The sequence below is a fragment of the Lentzea sp. NPDC036955 genome, assembly GCF_055608005.1.
In genome coordinates, this window is record NZ_JBVJRC010000001.1 from 765,697 (window position 1) to 790,345 (window position 24,649).

The 24,649-nt window shown below is 71.8% G+C and carries 27 protein-coding genes; 6 read left to right on the forward strand and 21 right to left on the reverse strand.

Going from position 1 to position 24,649, the window contains the following annotated elements; all coding sequences use genetic code 11:
- The first annotated feature begins 41 nt into the window (after window positions 1-41).
- Together ACZ7CF_RS03670 and ACZ7CF_RS03675 are read left to right on the forward strand one after the other, a co-directional pair.
- The gene (locus ACZ7CF_RS03670) at window positions 42-1,250 is read left to right on the forward strand and encodes a PP2C family protein-serine/threonine phosphatase (RefSeq protein ID WP_470368718.1); all 1,209 of its coding nucleotides are present in this window, start codon (window positions 42-44) and stop codon (window positions 1,248-1,250) included.
- A gap of 153 nt (window positions 1,251-1,403) precedes the next feature.
- Entirely contained in the window at window positions 1,404-1,820 is a 417-nt protein-coding gene (locus tag ACZ7CF_RS03675) for an ATP-binding protein (RefSeq protein ID WP_470368719.1), read from the forward strand.
- A 4-nt stretch (window positions 1,821-1,824) separates the two neighbouring features.
- Here ACZ7CF_RS03675 and ACZ7CF_RS03680 read toward each other — a convergent pair whose 3' ends face one another.
- The 18 genes from ACZ7CF_RS03680 to ACZ7CF_RS03765 all read right to left on the reverse strand — a co-directional run bounded on the left by ACZ7CF_RS03680 (window position 1,825) and on the right by ACZ7CF_RS03765 (window position 17,311).
- Complete coding sequence (locus ACZ7CF_RS03680; RefSeq protein WP_360402047.1) at window positions 1,825-2,181, reverse strand: STAS domain-containing protein; 357 nt, start codon at window positions 2,179-2,181, stop codon at window positions 1,825-1,827.
- Window positions 2,178-3,596 (reverse strand): PP2C family protein-serine/threonine phosphatase, encoded by a 1,419-nt coding sequence (locus ACZ7CF_RS03685; RefSeq protein WP_470368895.1) that lies wholly within the window; start codon window positions 3,594-3,596, stop codon window positions 2,178-2,180. The genes ACZ7CF_RS03680 and ACZ7CF_RS03685 overlap by 4 nt, the downstream gene beginning before the upstream one ends.
- Window positions 3,596-4,399, reverse strand: a complete 804-nt coding sequence (locus ACZ7CF_RS03690) for an alpha/beta fold hydrolase (protein WP_360402050.1) — start codon at window positions 4,397-4,399, stop codon at window positions 3,596-3,598. The genes ACZ7CF_RS03685 and ACZ7CF_RS03690 overlap by 1 nt, the downstream gene beginning before the upstream one ends.
- A 197-nt stretch (window positions 4,400-4,596) precedes the next feature.
- The gene (locus ACZ7CF_RS03695) at window positions 4,597-5,085 is read right to left on the reverse strand and encodes a DUF6346 domain-containing protein (RefSeq protein ID WP_470368720.1); all 489 of its coding nucleotides are present in this window, start codon (window positions 5,083-5,085) and stop codon (window positions 4,597-4,599) included.
- A complete protein-coding gene (locus tag ACZ7CF_RS03700) occupies window positions 5,082-5,231 on the reverse strand; it encodes a hypothetical protein (protein WP_470368721.1) in 150 nt (49 codons plus the stop codon). Before ACZ7CF_RS03700 ends, ACZ7CF_RS03695 begins: the two co-directional genes overlap by 4 nt.
- 191 nt (window positions 5,232-5,422) lie before the next feature.
- Complete coding sequence (locus tag ACZ7CF_RS03705; RefSeq protein ID WP_470368722.1) at window positions 5,423-6,739, reverse strand: glycosyltransferase 87 family protein; 1,317 nt, start codon at window positions 6,737-6,739, stop codon at window positions 5,423-5,425.
- Window positions 6,723-8,069, reverse strand: coding sequence for a glycosyltransferase family 4 protein (locus tag ACZ7CF_RS03710; RefSeq protein ID WP_470368723.1), 1,347 nt, complete (start codon window positions 8,067-8,069; stop codon window positions 6,723-6,725). Before ACZ7CF_RS03710 ends, ACZ7CF_RS03705 begins: the two co-directional genes overlap by 17 nt.
- A complete protein-coding gene (locus tag ACZ7CF_RS03715) occupies window positions 8,066-8,824 on the reverse strand; it encodes a glycosyltransferase (RefSeq protein WP_360402099.1) in 759 nt (252 codons plus the stop codon). Before ACZ7CF_RS03715 ends, ACZ7CF_RS03710 begins: the two co-directional genes overlap by 4 nt.
- Window positions 8,821-9,531: a transglutaminase-like domain-containing protein gene (locus ACZ7CF_RS03720; RefSeq protein WP_360402102.1), complete on the reverse strand. Its 711-nt coding sequence runs from the start codon at window positions 9,529-9,531 to the stop codon at window positions 8,821-8,823. The genes ACZ7CF_RS03715 and ACZ7CF_RS03720 overlap by 4 nt, the downstream gene beginning before the upstream one ends.
- Before the next feature lie 15 nt (window positions 9,532-9,546).
- The gene (locus tag ACZ7CF_RS03725) at window positions 9,547-10,686 is read right to left on the reverse strand and encodes an acyl-CoA dehydrogenase family protein (protein ID WP_360402105.1); all 1,140 of its coding nucleotides are present in this window, start codon (window positions 10,684-10,686) and stop codon (window positions 9,547-9,549) included.
- 4 nt (window positions 10,687-10,690) lie between these two features.
- Complete coding sequence (locus tag ACZ7CF_RS03730) at window positions 10,691-12,091, reverse strand: class I adenylate-forming enzyme family protein (RefSeq protein WP_360402108.1); 1,401 nt, start codon at window positions 12,089-12,091, stop codon at window positions 10,691-10,693.
- A gap of 29 nt (window positions 12,092-12,120) precedes the next feature.
- Window positions 12,121-12,906: a maleate cis-trans isomerase family protein gene (locus ACZ7CF_RS03735; protein ID WP_360402111.1), complete on the reverse strand. Its 786-nt coding sequence runs from the start codon at window positions 12,904-12,906 to the stop codon at window positions 12,121-12,123.
- Entirely contained in the window at window positions 12,903-14,291 is a 1,389-nt protein-coding gene (locus ACZ7CF_RS03740; protein ID WP_360402114.1) for an MFS transporter, read from the reverse strand. The genes ACZ7CF_RS03735 and ACZ7CF_RS03740 overlap by 4 nt, the downstream gene beginning before the upstream one ends.
- A 5-nt stretch (window positions 14,292-14,296) precedes the next feature.
- A complete protein-coding gene (locus tag ACZ7CF_RS03745; RefSeq protein ID WP_360402117.1) occupies window positions 14,297-14,968 on the reverse strand; it encodes an HAD family hydrolase in 672 nt (223 codons plus the stop codon).
- Window positions 14,965-15,903: a pseudouridine-5'-phosphate glycosidase gene (locus tag ACZ7CF_RS03750; protein ID WP_360402120.1), complete on the reverse strand. Its 939-nt coding sequence runs from the start codon at window positions 15,901-15,903 to the stop codon at window positions 14,965-14,967. Before ACZ7CF_RS03750 ends, ACZ7CF_RS03745 begins: the two co-directional genes overlap by 4 nt.
- Before the next feature lie 78 nt (window positions 15,904-15,981).
- Complete coding sequence (locus ACZ7CF_RS03755; protein WP_360402123.1) at window positions 15,982-16,356, reverse strand: ectoine synthase; 375 nt, start codon at window positions 16,354-16,356, stop codon at window positions 15,982-15,984.
- A 29-nt stretch (window positions 16,357-16,385) separates the two neighbouring features.
- Window positions 16,386-16,637: an acyl carrier protein gene (locus tag ACZ7CF_RS03760; RefSeq protein WP_458433515.1), complete on the reverse strand. Its 252-nt coding sequence runs from the start codon at window positions 16,635-16,637 to the stop codon at window positions 16,386-16,388.
- Entirely contained in the window at window positions 16,601-17,311 is a 711-nt protein-coding gene (locus ACZ7CF_RS03765; protein WP_470368724.1) for a hypothetical protein, read from the reverse strand. The genes ACZ7CF_RS03760 and ACZ7CF_RS03765 overlap by 37 nt, the downstream gene beginning before the upstream one ends.
- 202 nt (window positions 17,312-17,513) lie before the next feature.
- Between ACZ7CF_RS03765 and ACZ7CF_RS03770 the strand changes: the two genes are divergently transcribed.
- On the forward strand, window positions 17,514-17,678 hold the full coding sequence (locus tag ACZ7CF_RS03770; protein WP_360402132.1) for a hypothetical protein: 165 nt from the start codon (window positions 17,514-17,516) through the stop codon (window positions 17,676-17,678).
- Between the two features lie 67 nt (window positions 17,679-17,745).
- Here ACZ7CF_RS03770 and ACZ7CF_RS03775 read toward each other — a convergent pair whose 3' ends face one another.
- Window positions 17,746-20,823 carry an AfsR/SARP family transcriptional regulator gene (locus ACZ7CF_RS03775; RefSeq protein ID WP_470368725.1) on the reverse strand — a complete coding sequence of 1,026 codons (3,078 nt, stop codon included), beginning with the start codon at window positions 20,821-20,823 and terminating at the stop codon, window positions 17,746-17,748.
- Between the two features lie 845 nt (window positions 20,824-21,668).
- Between ACZ7CF_RS03775 and ACZ7CF_RS03780 the strand changes: the two genes are divergently transcribed.
- Together ACZ7CF_RS03780 and ACZ7CF_RS03785 are read left to right on the forward strand one after the other, a co-directional pair.
- Window positions 21,669-22,019 (forward strand): PadR family transcriptional regulator, encoded by a 351-nt coding sequence (locus ACZ7CF_RS03780; protein WP_470368726.1) that lies wholly within the window; start codon window positions 21,669-21,671, stop codon window positions 22,017-22,019.
- A gap of 283 nt (window positions 22,020-22,302) precedes the next feature.
- Window positions 22,303-22,671: a hypothetical protein gene (locus ACZ7CF_RS03785; protein WP_360402141.1), complete on the forward strand. Its 369-nt coding sequence runs from the start codon at window positions 22,303-22,305 to the stop codon at window positions 22,669-22,671.
- Here the strand turns inward: ACZ7CF_RS03785 and ACZ7CF_RS03790 are convergent.
- Together ACZ7CF_RS03790 and ACZ7CF_RS03795 are read right to left on the reverse strand one after the other, a co-directional pair.
- Complete coding sequence (locus ACZ7CF_RS03790; RefSeq protein ID WP_360402144.1) at window positions 22,668-23,477, reverse strand: hypothetical protein; 810 nt, start codon at window positions 23,475-23,477, stop codon at window positions 22,668-22,670. The two genes, ACZ7CF_RS03785 and ACZ7CF_RS03790, sit on opposite strands and share 4 nt — an antisense overlap.
- Window positions 23,478-23,580: 103 nt before the next feature.
- Entirely contained in the window at window positions 23,581-23,766 is a 186-nt protein-coding gene (locus tag ACZ7CF_RS03795) for a hypothetical protein (protein ID WP_470368727.1), read from the reverse strand.
- A gap of 555 nt (window positions 23,767-24,321) precedes the next feature.
- Between ACZ7CF_RS03795 and ACZ7CF_RS03800 the strand changes: the two genes are divergently transcribed.
- Window positions 24,322-24,639: a PadR family transcriptional regulator gene (locus ACZ7CF_RS03800; protein WP_360402150.1), complete on the forward strand. Its 318-nt coding sequence runs from the start codon at window positions 24,322-24,324 to the stop codon at window positions 24,637-24,639.
- Window positions 24,640-24,649 lie beyond the last annotated feature (10 nt).

Consider the following 24,649-nt stretch of genomic DNA (forward strand, 5'->3'; position numbering starts at 1 on the left):
GACATAATGTCGCGCAGGCACCCGCCTCGATGGGAGGCACGATGGCAGAGGTCGGAGTTCCGCTGATCCGGCTGCGGGCGCTCAACGCGGTCACGGACCCGCCTCTCAAGCAGCTCGACCTCGGCAAGCTCATGGAGGTCCTGCTGGAGCGCACCCGTGAGCTGCTCGCCGTCGACACCGTCACCGTCCTGCTGGTGGACCGCAGCGGCACGCAGCTGGTCGCCAGGGCCACGTCCGGCTTCGAGGAGGAAGTGTTCCAGGGGGTGCGCGTGCCGGTCGGCAAGGGTTTCGCCGGCACCGTGGCGCAGCGCCGGGAACCTGTTCAGCTCCACCGCGTCGACGAGTCGACGGTGGTCAACCCGCTGCTGTGGGAGCACGGGCTGCGGGCGCTGCTGGGCGTGCCGATGATCGCCGAGGGCGAGCTGACCGGGGTCGTGCACGTCGGCAGCACCACGCCCCGCCGGTTCACCGGCGAGGAGGTCGAGGCGCTGCAGCTGGTGGCCGACCGGCTCGCCGTCGGGGTCTACGTGGACCGGACCCGCTCCGAACGCGCCGCGGCCGCGATGCTGCAGGAGAGCCTGCTGCCGTCGAGGCTGCCGAGCACCGAGGGCTGGGAGCTGGCGGCCCGCTACGTCCCCGGCACGGACAGCGGTGTCAGCGGCGACTGGTACGACGTGTTCGAGCTGTCCGGCGCGCGCATCGGCGTGGTGATCGGCGACGTCGCCGGCAACGGGCTGCGGGCCGCCGTCGTGATGGGGCGGCTCAGGAGCGCGTTGCGCGCCTATGCGATGGACTACCCCGACCCCGCGGACGTGCTCGGCAAGCTCGACCGCAAAGCCAGCCACTTCGAGACCGGCACCATGGCCACCGTCGCCTACGCCGTCATCGACACGGCGACCGACCACATGCGCATCGCCGTGGCCGGCCACCTGCCTCCGCTCCTCGCGACGCCCGGTCACGAGACCTGCTTCCTGCCCGCCCACATCGGCCCGCCCATCGGGTTCGACCTCGGGAGCACAGGCCGGCGCAGCATCGACGTCGAGGTGCCGCCGGGAGCCTTGATGATCTTCTACACCGACGGTCTCGTCGAACGCCGGGGTGAGGACCTCGACGACGGCCTGGAGCGGCTGTGCCGCGTCATCTCCGCGGTCGACCCGGAAGCGGCGTGCGCACAGGCCATGGCCACGATGGTCGGCGACCAGCCGGCGACCGACGACATCGCGGTGGTGGCGGTGCGCCACGGCACCTGAGCCGGCCGGGCGTGCACCGAGGCGTGCGGCGTCGCAGCCGTCGCCGGGTGTCGCGCCCCGGTCTCCCGGCGACCTGACAGCGGTGATTTTGACGTGCCCCGATCGGGTACACCGGAGGGACGCCCGTGCACACCGCACCTCCCGGGAGAACCCATGACAGGCGCTTCCGACGGGCATCCAGAGCTGATCTTGGACGTGGACCTGCCGGGAGTCGCGACACCGCCGCTGGGCGAGCTGCGGCGCTCGTTGCGGAAGGCACTGTCGCACCTGGAAACCGACTGCGTGGAGGACGCCGAGCTGCTCGTCACGGAGCTGGTCAGCAACGCCTACGACCACGGTCGGCCGCCGATCGGCTTGCGCGTGTGCCAGCTGCCGGACTCCACACTGCACATCGACGTCGAGGACGGCGACCTGACGACCCTCCCCCGGCTTGGCTCCTCCCGGCTGGGCGAGGACCGGGGCCGCGGCTTGCTCCTGGTGACGCAGCTGTCCCGCGGGTGGGGATGCGTCGTGACCACGACGAGCAAGGTCGTGTGGGCGGAGCTGAGCTGCCGCGCGGCGCAGAACTGAGGCGTCAGCTCGGTTCCGGCTCAGACCTGCCGAAGTCGTCGGCGTGCCGGACGGGGATGAGGGTGTCGGTTGCCGTCATGCGCAGCAGGCGGCTGAGGCGGTCCGGAACGGCGGCCAGCGCCAGGCTGCCGCCACTGGCGTTCGCCTGTGCCCACAGCGCGATGACGACGCTCAGGCCCGACGAGTCGCAGAAGTCGACTTCCGACATGTCGAGCAGCAGGTGCGGAGTTCCCTCAGCGAGCAGGGACAGACCTCGCTCGCGGAGGCGGGGTGCGGTGAGCGGGTCGAGTTCGCCGCTGACGGCGATCAGGGCGTGGCCGGCACCGGCGTGCCGCACTTCGAGGCGGAAAGCTCTGGTCATGGACGGTCGGTGCTCCCGATCGGCACCTGGTTCGGCTCGGACGCGGTGACCGGCACGGCGGCGGTGGACGACCCGGCGGTCGCCGCGCCGGCACCGGGGGCACCGAGGGCGAGCAGAGCGACGTCGTCATCGGTGCCGTTGGGCAGTCCGGCGAGGAAGGCGACGGTGTCGGCCACGACAGCAGCCGCGGTGCAGGGGCCGGTGCGCGCCGCCAGCATCGCGGCGACACCCTCGGTGTCGAGCAACTGGTCGTCGGCGTCCCGGGCCTCGGTCAGGCCGTCGGTGTAGAGCAGCAGGGCCTGACCCGGTTCGAGGTCGACGGTGGTCGTGACGAAACGCGCACCGGACAGCGCGCCGACCAGCATCGCTCCCGGCAGCTCGACCGGCCGCACCCCCCTGTCGCCACCGCCGTCGTCACCTGCCGAGAGGTGGAACGCCGGAGGATGCCCGCCGCCTGCCAGCCGCACGGTCACGCCACCGTCGTGGGCCGGGCGGAGGGTGCCGTACAGGACGGTGCAGAACCGGATGCCCACGCTCGGGTCGTGCAGCAGGGCCGTGTTGAGGGCGCTGAGCACCGCGACGGGGTCGTCGGGGTCGTGGTGCGCGGCGGCCCGCAGGGTGTAGCGGCTCAGCGAGGTCAGCGCCGCGGCCTCGACACCCTTGCCGCACACGTCGCCCAGGAAGAAACCCCACGTGTCGTCCGTCAGCGGGAAGACGTCGTAGAAGTCTCCGCCGAGCTGGTCGGGAGAAGCGGTGTGGTAGTGCCCGGCCAGCTCCACGCCGGGCACCGCCGGCAGTGACGGCGGCAGCAGGGTCTGCTGCAGCACCGCCAGCGTCGCGGCCAGTCGTTCCCGGTCGGCCTCGGCCTGCAGCCGGGCCTGCTCGGCCGCAGCGTAGGCCCGTTCGGCTTCCTGCCGGCGACGCAGGAGCTCCTCTTCGTAGGCCCGGCGGTCGGAGGCGTCGAACACCGTGGTGCGGATCAGCAGCGGCTCTCCCCCGTCACCGCGCTTGAGCGTCGACGAGACCAGCACCGGCAACCGCCTGCCACCGGACGCCTTCATCTCCAGGGCGATGCCCCGCAGCTCGCCCTGCATGCGCAGCAACGGCGCGAAGTGCGTCTCGTGGTACAGCTTGCCGCCGACGGTGAGCAGGTCGGCGAACCGCTTCCGGCCGACCACGTCCTCACGGGTCAGGCCCAGCCAGTCCAGCAACGTGGCGTTGATCTTCGCGATGGTGCCGTCCATCATCGTGGACAGGTAGCCGCAGGGCGCCGCGTCGTACAGGTCCTCCGCGCTGTCCTCCAGCAGAGCGGTGAACGCCGCGTCCGTGCTGCCGGTCTGACCCGGGTCCACACCGCTCCCGGTGTGGGCGGGCTCCGGCGCGTCCTCGGCGGACGCGCCGTCCGCGCGGCACATCACGGGCGGGTCCCGAGGAAGTCCAGGATCGCCTCTGCGGTGGCCTCGGGCGCGCTCAGCTGCGGGCAGTGCCCGGTGGCGTCGAGGGTGACCAGGCGCGAGGACGGGATGGCGGCGTGGACGAACGCACCGACCTCACGGGGCGCGATGACGTCCTCAGCGCACTCCAGCACCAGCGTGGGCACCGCGACACCGGCCAGGTCGGCACGGCTGTCGGTCAGGAACGTGGTGCGGGCGAACACCCTGGCGATGTCGGGGTCGGTGGCGCAGAAGCTGTTGGTGAGCTCCTGCCCGAGCTCCGGCCGCTCCGGGTTGCCCATGATCACCGGCGCCATCGCCGAGGACCAGCCCAGGTAGTTCGACTCCAGCGAGACCAGCAGCTCGTCGATGTCCTCGGCGGTGAACCCACCGCGGTAGCCGGCGTCGTCGATGTAGCAGGGCGAGGGCGCCACCATCACCAGCGACCCGATCCGCCGCGGCGCCATCCGCGCGGCCAGCACCCCGACCATGGCGCTGACCGAATGCCCCACCAGCACCGCCTGCTCGATCTCGAGCTCGTCGCAGACGTCCACGACGTCCTGGGCGTACCCCTCCAGGCTCGAATACCGCTCGGTGCTCCACGCCGACAGGTCCGAGCCGCCCGACCCCACGTAGTCGAACAACACCACCCGGTACCGCTGCGACAGCGCGGGGACGATCAGCCGCCACATGTTCTGGTCGCAGCCGAAGCCGTGCGCCAGCACCACGGTCGGGCCGCCGGTCGCGCCGGTGACCGTGACGTTGTTCCGGTGACGGATGTCCATCGCTTCTCCCTCGGACCTGTTCAAGCTGATCAGGGTAAGGCTTGGCGGCATCCGCACCTCCACCGACCGTGCCGCCGCACCTCGGCGACCGTCCGTGCGGGCCGGTGGTGGGAGCGGTTCCAGCACCGGCCGGGTCTGGCCGGTCACCCCGGCAGCTGCTCAGTCACGTCGGGTCCTGATTGACCCGACGTGACTGCTCACGGCTGAGGCGGCTCGTACCTGATCGGCATGCGGCGCTTGCGCCGAGGAGCATCGGGCCACACGTGACGTGCGATCCAGACGTTCAAGAAGAGGAACGCGATCGCGAAGCCGAAGGTGCACAGCCAGCCCAGGAAGACCTGCCCCTCCGACCGCACGTCCGGCTGCAGAGGCCTGCCGTGCCGCACGGTGTGGACGGCGTACTGCTCGCCGATGTCCTCGGGCGTGAGCCACCCCGTCACGGTTGACGTGTACATCTCCCCACTGGACCTGACTCGGACGTCGGCCCGGCACTCGTAGTAGAAGCCGAACCCCCGCAACGCCACCGGGCCGCGGCGTTCGCAGGACTTCGCCGTGGCCACCAGATCGGCTTTCGCCAGATCGCCTGGTTCCACCTGGTTCCAGAAGTGGTTGAAGATCGTGGCACCGAGCAGGTAGCCCAGCAGCGGAACGACCAGGGCGACGAGAACGCGCCGAAGGGTGTTCACCCGCCCCGCTCCTCTTCCTCCTGGTCAGCTTTCAGCTCGCGCCAGTCCTTCCAGCCCCGGTTGTCGACGATCTTCGCGCCGGCTCCCGCGTCCGTCAGCATGGCGCCGGCGACACCCTGGCTGAGCAGCTGCTCAGGATCGATCATGTTTCCCCCGGGGTCACCTCTTGCTCAACGCGAGCAGAGGGTAACGGACCACGCCGGGGCGCGCAGCTGGATCGAAAGAGGGTCCTCGCAGTATCTGACCTGCGAGAACCCTCTTGATCGTCACGACGGCAAAATCACCCTGCGAACCGTCGCGCCTCCTGGCCGCAACGGCCCCGGCCACCGGCGCGAGATCAGGACGACCGCACCTCCGGTTCGCTGACCGGGCCGGCCCCAACACCGACCGGTGCCGGCCGTCCCGCGCGGCGTTCCCCGGCCCCGCTGCCCAACCGCACCCGCGAGGCAGCGCGGAACTCCCGGCGGACCCACAGCGGTCCGAGCAGGAGCAGCAGCAGTGCGGCGACCGGCATCATCGAGGAGGCCAGCTGCTGGCCCGCGGTCATGTCCATCGGCTTCGCCGGGAACTCCGGCACGCCCACCCACCAGAACACCCGCAGCGTGAACACCGCCACGAGCAGCACGGCCACGGCGGACAGGCCGGCCGAGCGCCGTTGCCAGGCCCGCACCACCAGCCACACCAGCAGGGGGACCACGTACACCCAGTGGTGCTCCCAGCTCACCGGCGACACCAGCAGCCCGGTGAGCGCCGCGGCGCAGAAGCCCAGGAAGTCGGAGCCCCGGTGGTGGACGTACCTGGCCACCGCGAGTCCCAGCACACCGACCAGGGCCAGCACGACGATCCACCAGCCGGCGAACACCTCGCTGTGCGACACCCTGGCCATGGCCGCGGCCAGGGACTGGTTGGGGGTGCTGAACACGGCGCCCGCCCGCGACGACTGGAACACCAGGCCGCCCCAGTACTCCAGGGAGTCGGCCGGTGCCACCGCGAAACCCGCCGCGACCGTGCCCGCGAACGCCAGCACCGCCGTCCGCGCCGCCTTCCACTGGCCGGTGACCAGCAGGTAGGCGATGAAGATCAGCGGCGTCACCTTCAGCCCGGCCGCCACGCCGATGCCCACGCCGCGCCACCGGCCCGCGTCGCGGCGGAAGTCCAGCAGCACCAGCAGCACCAGGAACGCGTTGATCTGGCCGAAGATCAGGTGGATGCGGGTCGGCAGCAGGCAGAACACCAGGGCGAGGCCGACGACGGTCAGCACCAGGCGCGTCCTGGGGGCGCGGACGTCGGCGACACCGAGGGTGATCCACACGATCGCGCCCAGCGCGATCAGCGTCGCGGCGTTCCACAGCAGCCCGGCGGTGCCGAACGACAGGAAGGTCAAGGGGACGAAGAACAGCACGGCGGTCAGCGGCGGGTACAGGTACGGCATCGGCCCGTACAGGGGTGACATGATCACCACGTCGTACAGGGACTGGCCGTCGCGCACCGCCTGCCCGCTGGCGATGTAGACCCACAGGTCGGCCATGTAGCGCACACCCCAGTGCGCGTCACGGGTGTAGAGGACCTGGGCGGTCAACGCCAGGGCGAACGCTGTGATGGCAACCGCGGACCAGGTGAGCACCCTGGTCCTGGTGTCAGCGCGAGTGGACACGGTCGTCGACCTTCCTCGTGGGTTCGGTGGCCGGGGGCGGAGCATCTGGGCGGGGGCCGAGCATCAGGTCGTCGTGGGTGGCCAGCCGCACGCGCGCTCCCTCGATCCCGAGGCGGTCCAGGACGCCGACCGCGTCGAACTCGTCGCAGCCGTTGAGCAGGAGGCTGACCGACCCACCGGCCTCGACGACCTCGTCGGTCACGCGCAGCGCGCCCGCGGGCACGCGGGCACCCGCCGGCAGCCGCACCACGGTGGCGATGTCGAACCGGGCACGGCGGCGTGGACCGTCGCGGCGGGTCGCGCGCACCTCGTGCTCCACCGCGGCGGCCAGCAGCCCGGCGGTGCGGTCCCACCGGAAGCCGCCGGCCCAGTCGCGGCAGCGCCGGGCGAGCTCCTGCGCGTGCCGCGGGTCCGCCTGCGGGGCGAGGTGACGTGCGACGGCGGGGGCGAGGTCGTCCGGCGAGCCGACGACCTCGCCGACCCGCACGAAGTCACGGGCGCCGACGGCGTCGAGTGCCACGCACGGCACGCCGTGGGCGGCGGCCTGCAGAACCGCCTGCGCGGGCAGTTCGCCGGCCGCCGCGGAGACGAACAGCCACGCCCGGCGCAGCGCCGCCACCCGCTCGTCGGCGGACACCCGGCCGCGGAACTCGACCGCGTGCGCGACGTCGAAGTCGTGCGCGATGCGCACCAACCTGGGCAGTTCCGGCCCGTCGCCGAGGACCTCCACCCGCAGCCGCGGGTGCTGCGCCAGCACGAGCGGAAGACCCCGCAGCAGCGCGTCCAGGTGACGTTCGGGCGCGGGCGCCACCACCACGGGGTGGTCGGCGCGCTCACCGCTGCCGGTCGCGGGCGCGGCACCGGGCGGTGCGACGAGCACGGGGCCGCGCAGACCCACGCGGCACCGCAGTTCGTGGCGCGCCGACGGGGACAGCACGACCGTTGTGCGACGGTCGCCGGCCCACCGCGCCAGGCGCACCGGCACCGGCAGCCGCTTGCGCCCACCGCGGTGCGACCCCGGCTCCAGCCGCACGACGGGGATGCGCCCGCGCCCGGCCAGCCACGCCGTGGCCACCGCGCCGTCGGTCGCGTCCACCACCGCGTCGAAGCGGTGTGCGTGCCGCAGCACCCACACCACCAGCGAGGCCGGCCGCGCGAAGCGCCGGACCGCCACCCCCGTGACGGCCTCGTGGGCGGGCGTGCCGGTCACCGCCAGCGTGACCCGCGTTCCGCCGGCGGCCCAGCGCCGCACGACCTCGCGCACGTACCGCTCGCCCTCCGCCGCCGGGTCGTAGCCGGACACCACGAGCACCTGTCGCCGGGTGCTCATAGCGCCGCCTTCGCCCGGTACAGGCGCACCAGGTCCGCGAACGCCGCACGGCCGTCGTGCAGGGGGCGGAAGGTGGACCGCTGGTCGTCGGTCCAGGCCACGGGCACCTCGGCGATGCGCCCCCCGGCCAGCCGGATGCGCCGCAGCAGCTCCACGTCGAACGCGAACCCGTCGACCTGGCACCCCGCCAGCGCCCGCTGCACGGCCACCCGTTCGAAGAGCTTGAACCCGCACTGGGTGTCGTGCACCTCGGGCACCAGGCGGCGGGCCAGCGCGCGGAACACCGCGCCGCCGACCCTGCGGCTCAACGGCTGCGGGATCACCAGCTCGGCACCGGGAGCGTGCCGGGACCCGATCGCCGCCGCCGCGCCCGCTTCCAGCTCCGCCACCGCGCGGGTCAGCGTCCGCACCGGGGTGGACAGGTCCGCGTCGAGGAAACCGACGAACCGGGACGTGCTGCTCTCCAGGCCGCGGCGCACGGCCGCGCCCTTGCCGGGGCGGGCACAGCCGATGACCACCACGTCGGGATGACCGGCGACGGCGGTGGCGGTGCCGTCGGTGCTGCCGTTGTCCACCACCACGACCCGCGACCGCCACGGCCGGTCCGCCAGGAACTCGGTCAGCACGGCGAGCGTAGCGGGCAACCGGCCTGCCTCGTTGAACGCGGGCACCACCAGCTCCAGGTCCACTGTGGAGCGCAGCCGGGGGTCGTGGGCGGCGCGCTGCCGGGGCAGGACCACCGGGGGCGCTGTCATGACCGGTCCCCTTGAGCGGCCGCGTCGGCGACCAGCGAGCCGCGCGCGGTCGTGTGCCGGGAGGCGAACAGCTTCGGGTGGTTGGCCCGGATGCCGTCGACCACCACGTCGTACGGGAAGTCGTCGAACTCGCCGTGCTCGCGCAGGAACTCCATGTGCCGGCGGCCGTTCTCGTCGTACGGGTGGTACATGCTGTCGGTGCGGCCGTCGAACTCCAGCGGCTTGATCCGGTACAGCTTGCACAGCATCTTGTTGAACACCGGGGTGGCACGCACCCACCTGCCGTCGAGGAAGACGGTGGCGAGGCTGTGGTAGGTGAAGACGTTGCCGCCCATCAGCTCTTCCAGCTGCGGTGACGCGAGGTGGTTGCGCACGTCGCCGTAGTAGAGGCGGCTCGGGATGCCCACGGACCGCACGGCAGCGGCGTACACGATGGACTTGTGGACGCAGAAACCCGTGCCGCGCTGGATGATCGCGCTCGCCTTGAGGCCGTCACGGGTCAGGTCGGCGCCGTAGACCTCGTAGTGGATGCCGTCGCGCACCGCGTAGTAGAGGGCGCAGGCCCGTTCGACGTCGGTCATGCCCTCGCCACCGCCGGGCAGCACCCCGTGCACGAAGTCGCGGACGACGTCGCTGTCGTGGTCGAGGAACTCGGTGACGGCCAGGTTCGGGTGGAGCAGGCCGGTGTTGGCCGCTTGCACAGACATCTTCGGTCACTCTCCTCATAAACCCATCATGGAAGCGATGCGCTGCCGCTGGATGTCCGAGGTTCCGGAGTAGATCGTCCCGGCGACGGCGTTGCGCAGGTCCTTCTCCAGCCCGTACTCCGCGGTGTAGCCGTACCCTCCGAAGAGCTGCACCGCGGACAGGGCCGTGCTGACGTTGGCCTCGCTGGCCTGGAGCTTGGCGATGGCCAGGTCCGCGGTGACGTTCTTGCCGTTCTGGAGCTTCACCGCGGTGTCGTAGAGCCACTTGCGCGCGGTCTCCACCGCGATGCGCATCTCCACGACCCGGTTCGACACCGACTGGAACGACCCGATCTTCTGTCCGAACTGGACCCGCGTGCGGGCGTAGTCCACACAGCGCTCCAGCCGGTGCTGCATCTCGCCGACGTTGATGATGAAGGAGCACAGGATCTCCCACTTCATCACGTGGTCGAGGATGAGGAACCCCGCACCGGGCGAGCCGACGACGTTCGCCGCAGGCACCCGGCAGTCGTCGAAGTACAGCTCGCTCAGGGGCGAGGTGCGCAGCCCCATCTTGGCCACCGGTTTGCCCACGGTCAGACCGGGTGTGTCGCGGTCGACGAGGAACGCGGTGATGGCGGCGGGGCTGCCGCGCTTGCCGGTGCGGGCGTAGACGACGACCACGTCGGCCAGCGGCCCGTTGCTGATGAACGTCTTGCTGCCGTTGAGGACGTAGTGGTCGCCGTCGCGCACCGCGGAGGTGCGCATGGCCATGACGTCCGACCCGCCCTCGGGTTCGGTGATGGCGTGCGCGCCGATGACCGAGCCGTCGCACACCCCGGTGAGGTAGCGGTCCTTCAGCTCCGCTGAGCCGAAGCGCTGCAGCGGCACGCCGGTGCTGACCATGTGCGTGGACACCGAGAAGCTGAACCCGCCGTCGCGGCAGGTGTGGCCGAGGCCCTCCAGCACGTACATGGTGGTCAGCAGGTCCTGGCCGAGACCGCCCCACCGCTCGCCGAACGGCAGGCCGAGCAACCCCGTCTCGCACAGCACCTTCCAGGCGCCCTCGGCGAACTCGCCGCCGGCGTCGCGCTCGACGTGGCCCTCGCCGAGCACCGGGCCGAGCTCCTCGACCGCCGCGCGCAACGAGCGCTGGTCCTCGTTCCACTCGATCATCACGTCACACCCCTTCCGCGACCGCTGTCCGCCGCGTGCGCAGCGCGGTGCGGTCGACCTTGCCGGTGGAGGTGCGGGGCAGCGCCTCGTCGCCGATCTCGAACGCGCCGGGGATGGCGGTCCTGGGCAGCGCGGCGGCGCAGTGCGCCCGCAGGTGCAGTCCGTTGAGCCGCGAGCCCGGCGCGCGGCGGACCACCGCGCGCAGCACGGTCCCGGCCTCCTCGTCGGGGAGCGGGACCACGGCGGCCTCGACCACCTCGGGGTGGGCGAGCACGACGTTCTCGACCTCTTGGACGTTGGTGCGCACGCCGCGCACCTTCACCTGGTGGTCGGTGCGGCCGGTGAGGTGCACGAGCCCGGTCCCGTCGCGGCGGACCAGGTCGCCGGTGCGGAACCAGCCGTCGTGCCACCGGTCGCGGGTGAGCTCGGGGTCGAGGTAGCCCTCGGCGCGGAACGGGGTGCGCACCACCAGCTCGCCGCTGTCGGCGTCGCGGTCCTCGTCGTCGACGATGCGGAACTCGACACCGTCGATCGGGGTGCCGATCGGCGTCGGCGTGCGGGTCGGGTCGATGCGGTGCACGAAGCTGTCGTTGGTCTCGGTGCAGCCGTAGACGTTCCACAGCCGGGCCTGCGGGAAGGCGGCCGCGACGCCGGTGAGCAGTGCGGGCGGAGCGGCGTCCCCGGTGAGCAGGACCTCCCGCACGGCCGGGAGGACCCGCCCGGTCGCGGTGACCAGCCGGAAGAACAGCGGCACCGCCTGCACCACCGCGGGCGCCCACTCGGCGCACAGATCGGCCAGGTGGTCGCCGTCGGTCGCGCGTTCGGGGTCGACCAGGTCCGTGCGGGCGCCGACGGCCAGTGCCGCCCACAGGTCCAGCAGGCACAGGTCGAAGTTGAGCGGCGCGTAGTTGAGCACCCCGACGCCGGGGCCGATGCCGAACGTGCGGGCCGACCAGGCGAGGAACTCGTCCACGCCCCGTTCGGCGAGCACGACGACCTTGGGCGTGCCGGTGGAGCCGGAGGTGGTCAGCAGCAGACCGGGTCCGGGCAGCACGGCGGCGTCGGCGCCGGTCGTCCGCACGCCCTGCGGGGTGAGCACGTGCGAGCAGCCGACCTGCTCGCACAGCCGCAGCAGGGCGTCGTGGCCCAGCGTCGCGGAGGGCAGCAGCACCCGCCTGTTCTCGCGGAAGCACGCGATGAGCAGTGCGATGGTCTCCGGCGACTTGTGCGCGGGCACGCACACCGGCGCGTCGGCCGGGACATCGTGCAGCAGCGACGCGGACTCCCGCGCCAGCCGGTCCAGTGAGGCGTAGTCCACCGCGGCCCCGGCCCAGGACAACGCCGGGGCGTGCGGTCGTGCGTCCACCTGCGCGGCGAACGCGGTCACGAACGATGTGGTGGGCATGGTGGTTCCCCAGTCGAGGTCGGGCCGGCTCAGCGGCCGGCGGTCAGCAGTCCGCCACCGGGCACCCGCGCGTCCAGGCCGGTGAGGTCGAGCAGTCGCCACAGGCACGCCTGGTTGGAGGTCACGACCGGCACGCCGAGCCGGCGCTCCAGCTCCTCGACGGCCTCCCAGGAGCGGAAGCCGCTGCCGGGCAGCAGCAGCCCGTCGGCGTGCGCGGGGAAGGCCGCCGCGGCCTGGCGGCACACCTCGGCGGGGTGCACGTCCCAGCGCCCGCCGCGGTCGAAGAGCCGGTGGCGCTCGACGCCGTCCCACCGCTCACCCAGTCGGAAGGGCACCAGCGCGGCGGGTTCGAACCCGGCGGCCGTCAGGTAGGACTCCGCGGCGGCGAACGTCGGCGCGGTGAACCACGGCGGCGCGAGCACCATGGGACGGCGCACGCCGAGCGTGGTCAGCGCGGCGCGGATGGCCTGCCCGGCGGTGTAGACCGGGGTCCCGCCGGTCAGCTCGGCGGCCGCGGCGGTGAACCCGGTGTCGAACTCCAGGCCGCCGAAGAAGCTGGCCGACCCGAAGCACAGGCAGATCGCCGAGACGCCCAGCTCGCCGAGCTGCACCAGGCCGCGCCGCACGTCCGGGCTGGACACCACGCGTTCCCAGGACTCGCTGGTGTACTCGGCGCCGGTGCTGGTCGGGCTCTCGAAGCGGGCCGTGTGGACGGTGACGCCCGGCGGCGCCATGGCCCACAGCTCCGCCTCGACCACCGGGTCGTTGTGCACGACCAGCACCCCCAGCCGCGCGGTCCAGGCCTGCGCCCTCACGACCGGCTCCCCTCACGCCGGACCGGCCCGAACCAGGCCAGCAGCGCGCCTGCCGCAGCCGCCACGGCGGTGGTCACGAACGCCGCGGCGAACGCACCGGCGTCGGGCTCACGACCGAGCACCAGCACCAGCACGGCCACGCCGAGGGCGCCCGCCATGTACTGCGAGGTCGTCATCAGCGCGCTTCCGGTGCCCTGGTTGCGGTCCTCGACGTCGGCCGTGCCGGCGATGAACATCGACACGTAGGTCACGCCGTGGGCGAAGCCGGTGATCAGCAGACCCGGCAACAGGTGCACGACGTAGCTGTCGCCGTGCGCCTGGAACGCGAGCAGCAGCAGGCCGGCCGCGTCCGCGACGAACGCCAGCGCGAGCGTGGCCCGCACCCCGATCGCGGCCACGATGCGCGCCGCCACGGAGTTCGCCACCGCGATCGCCACCGCCATCGGCAGGAACGCCAGCCCCGCGGCCAGAGGGTCGTAGCCGCGCAGCTGCTGCACCAGCAGCGTCACCACGAAGAACTGGTTGCCGACGCTGGCCATGTAGAGCGCCGTGGTGCCGCAGCCGACCAGCAGCGAACGGGTGCGCCGCAGCACGGGGTCGACCAGCGGGCGTTCGCTGCGCCGCTCCTGGACCACGAACCAGGCGAGGAGCACCGCGGCCGCGCCGAACGCCGCCAGGGCACCGGGGTCCGTCCAGCTGCCGCCCGCCGTCAGCGTCAGCGCCAGCGCCGCGGACAGCACGGCACCGGTGCACAGCACGGCGCTGGGCACGTTGAGACCGCCGCGGTCAGCGGTGGTGATCTCGTTGCGGGGCAGGAGCTTCGGGGCGGCGAACGCGCAGATCGCCGCCAGTGGCAGGTTGATCAGGAACACCCACCGCCAGGACACCGTGGTCAGCAGGCCACCGATGACCACGCCCGCGGCCAGCCCGGACGCGCCGACCGTTCCCCACACGCCCAGGGCACGGTTGCGGGCGGGTCCGGCGGGGAACGAGGTGTTGATCAGGGCGATGACCGCGGGCTGGAGCACCGCGGCCGCGACGCCCTGGGCGGCGCGGGCCACCAGGAGCAGCGGTGCGCTCGGCGCGAGGCCGCCCAGCAGCGAGGCCACGCCGAACAGCAGGGTGCCTGCGATGAACAGGCGGCGCGGGCCGAACCGGTCCGACACCCGGCCGCCGACGACGAGGAACCCGGCGAAGAACACCGCGTAGCCGCTGACCACCCACTGCAGGGAGCTCTCGGTCAGCGCCAGGTCCGCGCCGACGCTGGGCAGTGCGATGTAGACGATGGAGTAGTCGAGTGCGATGAGGAACTGCGCCACGGCGAGGATCGCGAGTGCCGCGTTCGCGGTGCGCCCGCGTGCCGTGGCGTCTTCCGTACTGGTCATGGTGATCACCTCGAAGGGGTGCTGATCGGGAGGAGGACGGTGCCGAGCCCGAGCGCGTCGGCGTGCACGGCACTCGCCCCCGCGGCCAGCAGCTCGTCGGCGGTGGCGACGCCGGTGGCCACGCCCAGGGCGGTCATGCCCGCGGCACGGGCCATGGCCATGTCGTCGACCGCGTCACCGACGACGACGCAGTCGGCCGGGATGACGCCGAGCCGGTCGGCCGCCAGCAGGGCCAGGTCGGGGTGCGGTTTGCCGCGGTCGGCCATGCCGTGGCAGACGAGAACGTCGAAGTGGACCAGCAAACCGGTGGCCGCCAGCAGCTCCACCGCGCTGCGGTGCACCTTGCTGGTGACCGCGGCGACAGGCCGGCCGTCCGCGCGCAGGCCGTCGAGCAGCTCGGGCACGCCGGGCAGGACCAGCTCGCGCGCCGACGGGATGACCACCTCGGTGAACAGCTCACGGGCCCGGTCGGCGGCGCGCTCGGCACCGGGGTGTTCGGGCGGGAGGCCGAGCAGCAGCGCCAGGGAGGCGACCAGCGGGCGGCCGACGGTGGCACGCAGCCGCGCCTCGTCCGCAGAGCCGCCGTTCTCGGCCACCACCTGGCGCAGCACCGCCGTCATCCCGGCCGGCGTGTCGACCAGCGTGCCGTCGACGTCGAACAGAACGGCGGTGCTCACGCCTGCTCCTCCGGGCGGCTGCGCTTGAGCGCCGAGGCGAACCCGGCGGCCAAGGCGCTGGTGGACAGCAGGACCGACCGGTTGGCCTCGCCGGTGCGGCCGCTGGTGGCCTTGCCGACCGCGCTGAGGATGGCCGGCGTCACGTCCTTGCCCTGCACGCCCGCCGCCTCGGTCTCGGCCTGCTTCTCCCGCACCAGCGCGTAGACCTCGTCCGCGGGCAGGGCGTCCTCGGCGTGGATCGGGTGGGTGACGAGGAAGCCACCGGTGTTGCCCACCGCCCAGTGCAGGCGCACCGCGGCCGCCAGCTCGTCGAGGTCGTCCACGCGGCGCGGGTTGCGCTCGCCGCTGGAGACGCTGTAGTAGGCCGGGAAGTCGTCGCAGCGGTAGCCCACCACCGGAACGCCCTGGGTTTCCAGGTACTCCAGGGTGAGCGCCGGGTCCAGCAGCGACTTGGCACCCGCGCAGACCACGGCCACCCGGTGCCGGGTGAACTCCACCAGGTCCGCTGAGATGTCGAAGCTGCGCTGCGCTCCGAAGTGGACACCGCCGATGCCGGCGACCGCGAACACCTCGATGCCGGCCCTGGCGGCGGCGACCAGGGCCGCGGAGACCGTCGTGCCGCCGTGCCCACCGCCGGCCAGCACGGGACCGAGGTCGCGGGCCCCGACCTTCGGCACGGTCGGCGTGGTGGCGAACAGCTCCACCTGCTCGTCGGACATGCCCACCACGAGCCGGCCGGACACGATGCCGGTGCGGGCGGGCACGGCGCCTTCGGCGCGGATGGCCTTGTCCATGTCGAGCGCGGTCTGGAGGTTCAGCGGGTGCGGCAGGCCCTGCACCACACCGGAAGACTCCAGCGCCACCACCGGCCGGCCCTCGGCCAGCGCGTCGGCGACCTCCTCGGACACCGAGAAGAACTCGTCGCGTGCGGACACCGTGAACTCCTTCGCGTCGTGTCTTGGGGTCGGCCGGTGGCGTGGAAGCGGGAGCGCTCCCACGCCACCGGTCGCCGGTCAGTACTGGGAGAACTCGTCCGTGTCGAAGTTGTGCCGCTCGTCTCCGCGCAGCGGCGGGTTGAAGACGCTGATCAGCTCCAGGTCCTGTTCGGGGGAGGCGATCAGGAAGTGCCGGTCGTGCCGGTCCAGCGCGTACATCACGCCCGGCTCGATCTCGTGCGTCGTGCCGTCCTCGTCGATCACCTGTCCGCGCCCCGCGATGCAGTAGCACGCCTCCAGGTGGTTGCGGTACTCCAGCGGGGACTTCGACCCCGCCTTCACGACGGTGTGAGCGATCGTGAAGCCCATGTTGTCCTTCTGGACCAAGAGCCGGTAGCTGAGCCCGTTCCCCCAGTCGATGCCGTCGATGCCGGCCTTGTCGCGCACGATCATGTGCGTGAGCCCTCCCTCTCCTCGGTCTTTCAGACGTAGGTGTGTGCGTCCGCGATGAAGGCCGTGATGGCCTCCACCGAGCTGAACTGGGCCGGGGAGACGTCGCGCTCCTCGACCGGGATCTCGTAGCGCTCGCCCACCCAGGCGATGAGGCGGAGCAGGCCCAGGCTGTCCACCACCCCGTTGTCCAGCAGGTCGTAGTCGGACGGGAGCTGGTCGGGTGTGACGTCCGGGGCGAAGGTGGTCACGATGAACCGCTTGACCTCGTTCTCGATCGACACTCGTGGTCCTCCTCCTGGGTTTGTCCGTGCTGCCGTTGTTCGGTCAGCAGGTCGACGAGCAGCACGTGGTCCGCACCGGTGCGGCCGGCGCGCTCGCCGGTGACGACCTGCCGCAGGTCCGCCTCGACGGGACGGCCCTGCGGGCACGCCGCGCTCAGCAGCGCCAGGTCGTCGACGAACCGGCCGTCCACCGCGCCGGTCAGCGCCGCGGGCAGCTCGCCGCCGCTGGCGTTGACCAGCAACGCCCCGCGGGGCAGGTGCGTGGGCCACGTGTCGAGGCCGGCGCCGGAGGTGACGACCACGAGGTTCGCCCCGAACACCGCCTCAGCCGCCGTGGCGGCCACGTGCAGCCCGATGCCGGTCCGGTGGAGCCTGTCCACCAGGTCGCGGTCCAGCGGCGCGCCGTCGAGCACGCGGACCGCGACGTGGGTCAGGTCCGGCACGGAGCGGGTCAGCGACTCCAGCTGAGCCCGCACCGCCTGGCCCGTGCCCACGACCGACGCGGTGACCACGCCGGGTGCGAGCAGGTACCGGGCGGCCAGCGCGGTGAGCACCGCGGTGTGGTGCTCCTGCGCTACCGCCGACCGCAGCGCACCCGTCACGGCCGCACCGGTCATGAGCCGCTCGACCACGACGTCCACGAGATCGGGCGCCAGGTGTCGCCTGGAGCCCACCTGGGAACAGTTCACGTGCGCTGCCCTCCGTGGTCGCCGCAGCAGGTACGGGGACAACGGTGCGGGGCGGCGCTGTCGATGCGCTTTCCGCCCGCTATCGGTTGCGGGCCAGGTGCTGTGAGCGCGGGGAAGGCGCGTCGAAGGCGCGAGCGGGTCTGCTGGTCGCACCGAGCCAGAACGGCACGGACGGAAGGAGAATCCGGTGCTGAAGTCCCTGCTCACCGCGGTCGTGGTCGGTGTGTCCGTCATCGCGGGCCCTGCGGCGGCCGTCCTCGCGGACTCGACGGCCACGGCGGCCGTGCAGTGCCCGCCGGACACCCACTGGAGTGACAAGCTGCAGATGTGCGTGGACGACACGCACTGGTGAGCGGATCGATCGACGCAACGGCCCGGCCGGCAGCACCCGCCGCCGGGCCGTCACGCGGAAAGCCCGCTCACCCCACGACGGACCCGCACGCCGACCGCTCGCGCAACCGCGCCACGAGCTCGACCGCCTCGGCGGACTCGATGCCGTACAGGAGCACGAGGGCCTGCTCGACCCGCTCCCGCGACTCCGCGCCGTCGAAGTGCTCCGCCAGCAACGCGAGCGCCTTGGCCTGCCACAGCGCCGATCCGAGTTCGTCGAAGAGCCGCAGGGCCTCCTCCAGGTGCGCCGCGCCCCCGTCCACGTCGCCACGGGCGAGCGCGATCTCGCCGAGCGAGTACCGGGACCTGGCTTCGATCAACCGCTCCCCCACCCGCCGGGCCAGCTGCAGCGCGTTCACCAGCGTCGTGTCGGCGTTGTCCAGCCGCCCCTCGCGCTGCCGGAGCAGTCCCAGGCCGTGCACGGCGTAGACCTCGCCGATCCGGTCACCGTTGTCGCGCACGATGCGCAGCACGCGGTGCAACGCGTCCCTGGCGGCGTCGAGCTGACCGGTGGCCAGGTGGAGCTCGGCGAACCTGTGCTCCACCTGCGCCTCGACCCGCAGGCAGCCGGTCTCCCTGGTGATCGTCAGCGCCTGGTCCAGCAGGCGGGCCGCGCTCTCGGTGTCCCCCTCGTCGACCCGGTGCTTGGCGATGCTGCGCAGGACGTGCGCCTCGCCGATCCGGTCGCCCACCGCCCGCAGCACCGCCAGCGCTTCGAGGTACTTGGCCATCATCGCGGCGGTGTCGCCGCGGAGTCCGTGGACGTGCGCGTAGTTCCGCAGCACCAGCGCCCTGCCGTGCTCGTTCCCCACCGCGTCGAACAGCTCCAGCGCGACCGTGAAGCACCTCTCCGCGTCGTCGAGCCGGGCCTGGAACACGTGGAGCGTTCCGAGGGAGTACTGCGTCGCGGCCATCCCGAGCCGGTTGCCCGCCTGCCGAGCCGCCTCGTGGGCGAGCCCGGAGCACTCCAGCCAGTCGTCGAAGTACCCCTTGGCCTCGAACAGCGTGACGGAGGTCAGGGCGAGGTCCCAGCACAGCTCGTCCAACCCGGCCTCTGCGGCCTGCCGGACCGCCGCCACCAGGGCCCTGCGCTCCGCCTCCCACCAGTGCGCGGGTTCGCCGAGGTGGTCGTCGAGCTCGGCGGCGCCGGGGTGCCACCGGCGCGCGGTGCCGTGCAGGACGGTGTAGTCGCCGCCGTACTCGCGCCGGTGCGCCTCCTCGGCCAGCGCCAGCCAGCCGCCCAGCACCCGCCCGAGCGCGTCGGTCCGCTCCTCCTCCGTGGTGTCCTGCTGCAACCGTTCGGCGGCGTAGACCCGGATCAGGTCGTGCAGCCGGTAACGCGGTGACGCCTCCCCGTACTGGACGATGTCCACCAACTGGGCGTCGACCAGGCTCTCCAGCACCTCCTCGGCCTCCGCCGCGGTGGTGTCCAGCAGCGCGGCGGCCGTCCACCCCGGGAAGTCGGGCGCCGTGACCAGCGAGCACAGCCGGAACAGCCGCCGGGCCTGCTCGCCCAGCACCCGGTGGGTGATCTCGAACGTCGACCGCAGCTCCAACCCGTGGTGGGCGAACTCGTCCAGCCGCCGCGCCTCGTCGTGCAGCCGCCGGACCAGCCCGCTCAACCGCCAGTGCGGCCGGGACACCAGCCGCGCGCCCGCGATGCGCAGGGCGAGCGGCAGTCCGCCGCACAACCGGACCAGCTCCACCGCGGCGTCCGGCTCGGCCCCGGCCCGCGCCGGGCCGATGATCCGGTTCAGCAGTTCCAGCGACTTCGCCACGCCGAACACGCCGACGTCGAGCTGCCGGACCCCCGGCAGCCCGCTCAGGCGGACCCGGCTCGTCACGATCACCGCACACGACGGGCTGCCCGGCAGCAGCGGCCGCACCTGCGACTCGTCGGACACACCGTCCAGCACGAGCAGCACCCGCTTGCCGGACAGCTTGCTGCGGTACAGCTCGGTCCGTTCCTCCACGTCCTCCGGCACCGCCGAGCCGGCCACGCCCAGCGCCCGCAGGAACCGCGCGAGCAGCTTGGCCGTGTGGTCGTTGTCGCCGGCCGCCCCCATGTCGGCGTACAGCTGGCCGTCCGGGTAGCGGCTGCTCAGCTGGTGGGCCGCGCGGGCCGCGAGCGTGGACTTCCCGACGCCCCCCTTGCCGGAGATGGCGATGATCGGCATGCTCCAGCGCTTGTCCTCGTCCACGTCCAGCAACCGCATGATCTCGTCCAGCTGCTCCTCGCGGCCGGTGAAGTCCGCGATGCTGGCCGGCAGCTGCCGCGGCACCACGCCCAGGGCCGGCCGTTCACCGGCGGCGGGCGCGGGCGGGGCCGGCGGACCGAGCGGCAGCGGTGACTCCGGCACACCGAGTGCCGCGTCCCCGCGCAGGATCGCCTGCTCCAGGTCCCGCAGCTCCTGACCGGGTTCCAGCCCCACCTCCTCGATGAGGAGCGCGCGGGCGCGCCGTCCCACCTCCAGCGCCTCGGCCTGGCGCCCGGTCCGGTACAACGCGAGCATCAGCAGCCCGTACAGCCCCTCCCGCAGCGGGTGCCCGTCCACCAGCGCCCGCAGCTCGACGACCACCTCGCGGTGCCGCCCGAGCCCCAGGTCGAGCCGGATGCGGGCCTCGATCGCGGCCAGCCGCTGCTCCTCCAGCACGGTGGCGCTGCGCTGCACCAGGTCACTGGGCAGGTCCGCCAGCGCGGGCCCCCGCCACAACCCCAGTGCCTCGCGCAACGTCGCCGCCGCGTCCACGGGTTTCCCGCTCTCGGCCAGCTCCCGCGACGCCGCCACGAGCTCACCGAACCGGAGGCTGTCCACCTCCCCGGCACCGAGCCGCAGCACGTACCCCGGTGGGCGGGTCACGATCACATCCGACCGGCCGGCGTCGGCGAACAGCTTGCGCAGCAACGAGATGGAGATCTGGACCTGTCCCCGCGCCGTCGACGGCGGAGCCGTGCCCCACACGGCGTCGATCAGCTGCTCGACCGGCACCACCCGGTTGGCGTTGAGGCCGAGGACCGCCAGCACGACCCGCTGCCGCGGACCCCCCAGCTCCACCGACCGGCCGTCCAGGACCAACTCGACCGGCCCGAGCAGCCCAAGCCCCATGTCAAGCTCCCGTTCCCCCGTCACGGTGGCTCGATCGCCACGGCACGCCGACGTGCACGACGCCGCACGCCGCGGGCGACGTTGGATCTTCGCCGAGGCTACCCCAGGCGTGGGAGCGTTTTCTTCACAAAAATAGTGGTCCCGTGGAATACACCCGAACAGCCCAAAGGGCGAGTTTCTTCAGCATTGGGCCGAATTGCTCGGGAACCGAGCGATGAGCGTTCTGCGCACTCCGCAACCGGATAGCCCGTCTGGAGCAGTCGCGCAATACCGAACCCCATCCCCTGAAACCGCCTGCGGCATCAGACATCTCAATGGCCGGGCACGTTCCCCATCACAGTGCGCATGGGAGCACGTCTCGCCCTCGACCTCGCCGGTGCAGGTGAGAGACCTCCACCTCCCACAGAGACCGCGCGGGTGTCGGCAACGGGCTCGCGGGCAACTTCGACGACCTCGAAGCCTTTGTGGCGATGACCGCGACCGGCTCGTGCTTGAGCTGCACGCCCCCATGGCCGTGCGCATTGATGCCGCCGCAGCGCTCACCGTCCAGAGCCTGCCGCCAGGCCGTGAACCGAATTTCAGAATCGCCACGCCTCCCCCCGTCAAACCCCGGAGACGGTCAGGGCCCCCCTTGATTGGAATGGCCGCAATACAACCACATGAGGTGAAGAACCTCCAGTTCACCCATTCGGTTCGCTGAACGTTGACGCAGGTGGAACGCCTGGATGATAGGTTCACGCCAGATCGGCGACGGATTTCCGCACCCGCAATAGCCTGATCTTCGATCACCGTGGATCACCACCAAGATATGCCACTCGCGTTCCCATCTGCGAAAGCGATCGAACATGTCTCGCAGTCCCGAATGGCAGGCGCACCGCACGCTGCCGAGCAACCTCATGACCGCCCGGCCGAGGATGACCGTCCACGTCCAGGCCGTGTTGCGACTGCTGCTGTCCGACCCGGCCGCGGAGCACTTCGGGCTGGAGATCGCCAAGTCGGCCGGCATGATGCCCGGCACCGCTTATCCGATCCTGGCTCGCCTGGTGCGGCTGGGCTGGCTCGAGACCCGCTGGGAGAACGTCGATCCCCGCGCGGCGGGCCGACCCAGGCGCCGGTTCTACCGGCTCACCGAGACCGGTGTGCTCGCCGCGCGGCCGGCGCTGGCCAAGGCGGGGTCTTCGCGGCCGCTCGGCTGAAGCGGCCGCCGCTCGCCGAACCTCCACACCCCACCGCTCAACGGCGCAGCCGACGTGCACCGAACGGCAGGCGGCCGAACGAGTGACGTCCTCACCCCGGCGGGATGACGCCGTTGCGTCCGCACTGAAATCCTGTTGATCAACTCAGCCGAAGGAGTGGCTCCGCGTCCGGCCGAATGGCGGACATCGAACCGCACACCCCGGCGACGCCGTACAACCACACAGAGGACGTAGAGCGAGCGGTGAGCACGTTGCGCAGGAGCAAGAGCACGGTGGGACGAAGATGACCGAACGCGCGGAGTCGCCCGAACGTCCTCCCCACCCGTTGGCCGTCGGCGACCTCCCGATCGCCTGCGGCTACCTGCGGAGGGGAGAAGGCAAGCGGGTCTCCGTGCCGCAGCTGCAAGAACGGATCATGACGCACGCCAGGGAGCTCGGCTTCGCGCTCTACCACCCGATCTTCGTCGACCTGCGCCCCGGAAGCCCGCTGGAACGCAACGCGTTCAGGGTCCTGCTCGACGTCGTGTGGGAGCTGCACATCACCACCGTGATCACGCCGAGCACCTGGCACCTCTCCCAGGACGAGGCCGAGGCCGACGAGGTGCACCGGCGGCTGACCTCCTACGGCTGCCGGGTGATCTTCATGCGCTAGCCGTCCAGCTCCCGGGCCATGCCCGTCATGAGCGCGGCACGCAGGCGCCGGCTCAGGTCGAGCGCGTGGGACCGGAGCCGGTCGAGCTCCTCGAACCTGAGCGAGTGCGGAGGCTGTTCGTGCCGCGGCCACACCCGGCGGTGCATCCGAAGCACGTCACGGTTCAGCAGGTACACCCGTTCCCTGGTGTCGAGCAGTTCGGCAGCGAGCTCACGAGCGGCCCTGAAGTGCTTGCTCTCCGTCGCGAGCAGCCGCTGCGCCATCACCAGGGCGGGCACGTTGTGCGCGGCACGGCGGTTCTGCAGGCGTGAGATCCCCACGGCGTGGAGGAGGTCGAAGGTCGTGCTGCGCCTCCCGTCGGGCGCCAGCACCATGACCAGGTGCTGCGCCAACCGCAGCTCGTTGCCCCTGAAGCGACTGGCGCGGAGGTACCGGAAGCGCGTCCAGCTCAGCTCGACCCAGTTCTTCGGCGCCGTGAGGAACAGGTCGGTGAGGAACGTCTTGCGACGCTGCCCGCTCAGCTCGTTGAGCTGCGCCTGCATCTGTTCGAGCCACACGGGCACGTAGTGCTCCGGCATGCCGATCGCGACGAAGGTCAGCACCCAGTGACGCGTCTCGGCGTGGAGGTCGCGCACGTAGAGCCATGACCACAGGGCCAGCGCGGCGCCGCCCCACATCACCATGGCGCCCAACCCCACGACCAGCGAGGTCAGGAGCGAGAGTTCGAGAACCTGGCTCAGGGTGGTCCCGAGTGGAAGCGCTGCGAGAAGCGCCAGCCAGAAGCAGCGCTCGCCCGGCTCTTTCAAGCACTCCTCCGTTTGTCGGGAGTGCGGCGCACCCTCCAGCTCACCCCGGTATTCTCACCGAGATCATCCCGTGATGCTCTCGTTATCAGGCGACACCACTCCATCAGGGCTTCCCCTCACAGCGCCGCACCGCCGACGGCAGGCCTCCCGACTCCTCGTCGCCCTTGGCCAGGCGTGCCAGCTCGGTCACGCGGGCGAAGGGCTCGTGCCTCTTGGAGAACACGGCCAAGAACACCCCGCTGACCGCGACCAGCGCGATGAACAGGAGCCCGGCCACTAACCAGGACATCCAGGAGGCGAGGAAGACGCTCGCGAGAGAGCCTCCGCCACCCAGTACTGCAGCCACAGGGGTGACGCGCCTGCGGCGGCCGGCCCGCTGGACAGACGTGCGCCGAGGACGGTGCTGCGGGGACATTGAACGAAGTACCTCACGTGAAAGCCGACCGGGGAGAACGGATCAGGGCATGCGCAGGGCGCCCGCCGCAGCAAGGCGCTCACAATTGTCAGGGGTGTGCGGTAAGCCTTGAGCGGGACAACGCGCGGGACGAACGGGGGCACGCGGGCATGGACCTGTCGGCCAGGTCGGCGATGGCGGTGCGGACTCGCCACAGCTGCGTCATGGGCAGAACCTACACCCCTATAATGATCTCTATATAGGGTCAGCGCCTCAACCACCCGATCGTGTACTGGTCGGCGTAACCACTCAACGACGCGCTGGGAATGGACGTCTACGTCTGATGGCCCGATCGCGCCGTCCGAGTGCACGTAAGGGTGTTTCCACGCACATGGCCCTGCGGCGGCTCCACAACTCGATATAGGGTGCCTCGTTGTGGGAGCACTGCGGATGACCGTCCAGACGCAGGCCGTTTTGCACGCTCTTCTGGCTGATCCGACCGCCGAGCTGTACGGCCTGGAGATCGCCGACCGCACCCACCTGATGCCCGGCACGACCTACCCGATCCTGGTTCGCCTGCTCACGGCAGGCTGGATCACCGATCGCTGGGAGGACGTCGACCCGCACGAAGAAGAACGGCCGCGGCGGCGCTACTTCAAGCTCACCGAGGACGGCGCCGAGAAAGCCCGTGAAGCGCTCCGCACCGCGGCCACGAAGGGTTTCGCGCAGTCCTTCCAGCAGGGACGCCTCGCGAACGGCCTGAGCTAGGGCCTGTGTC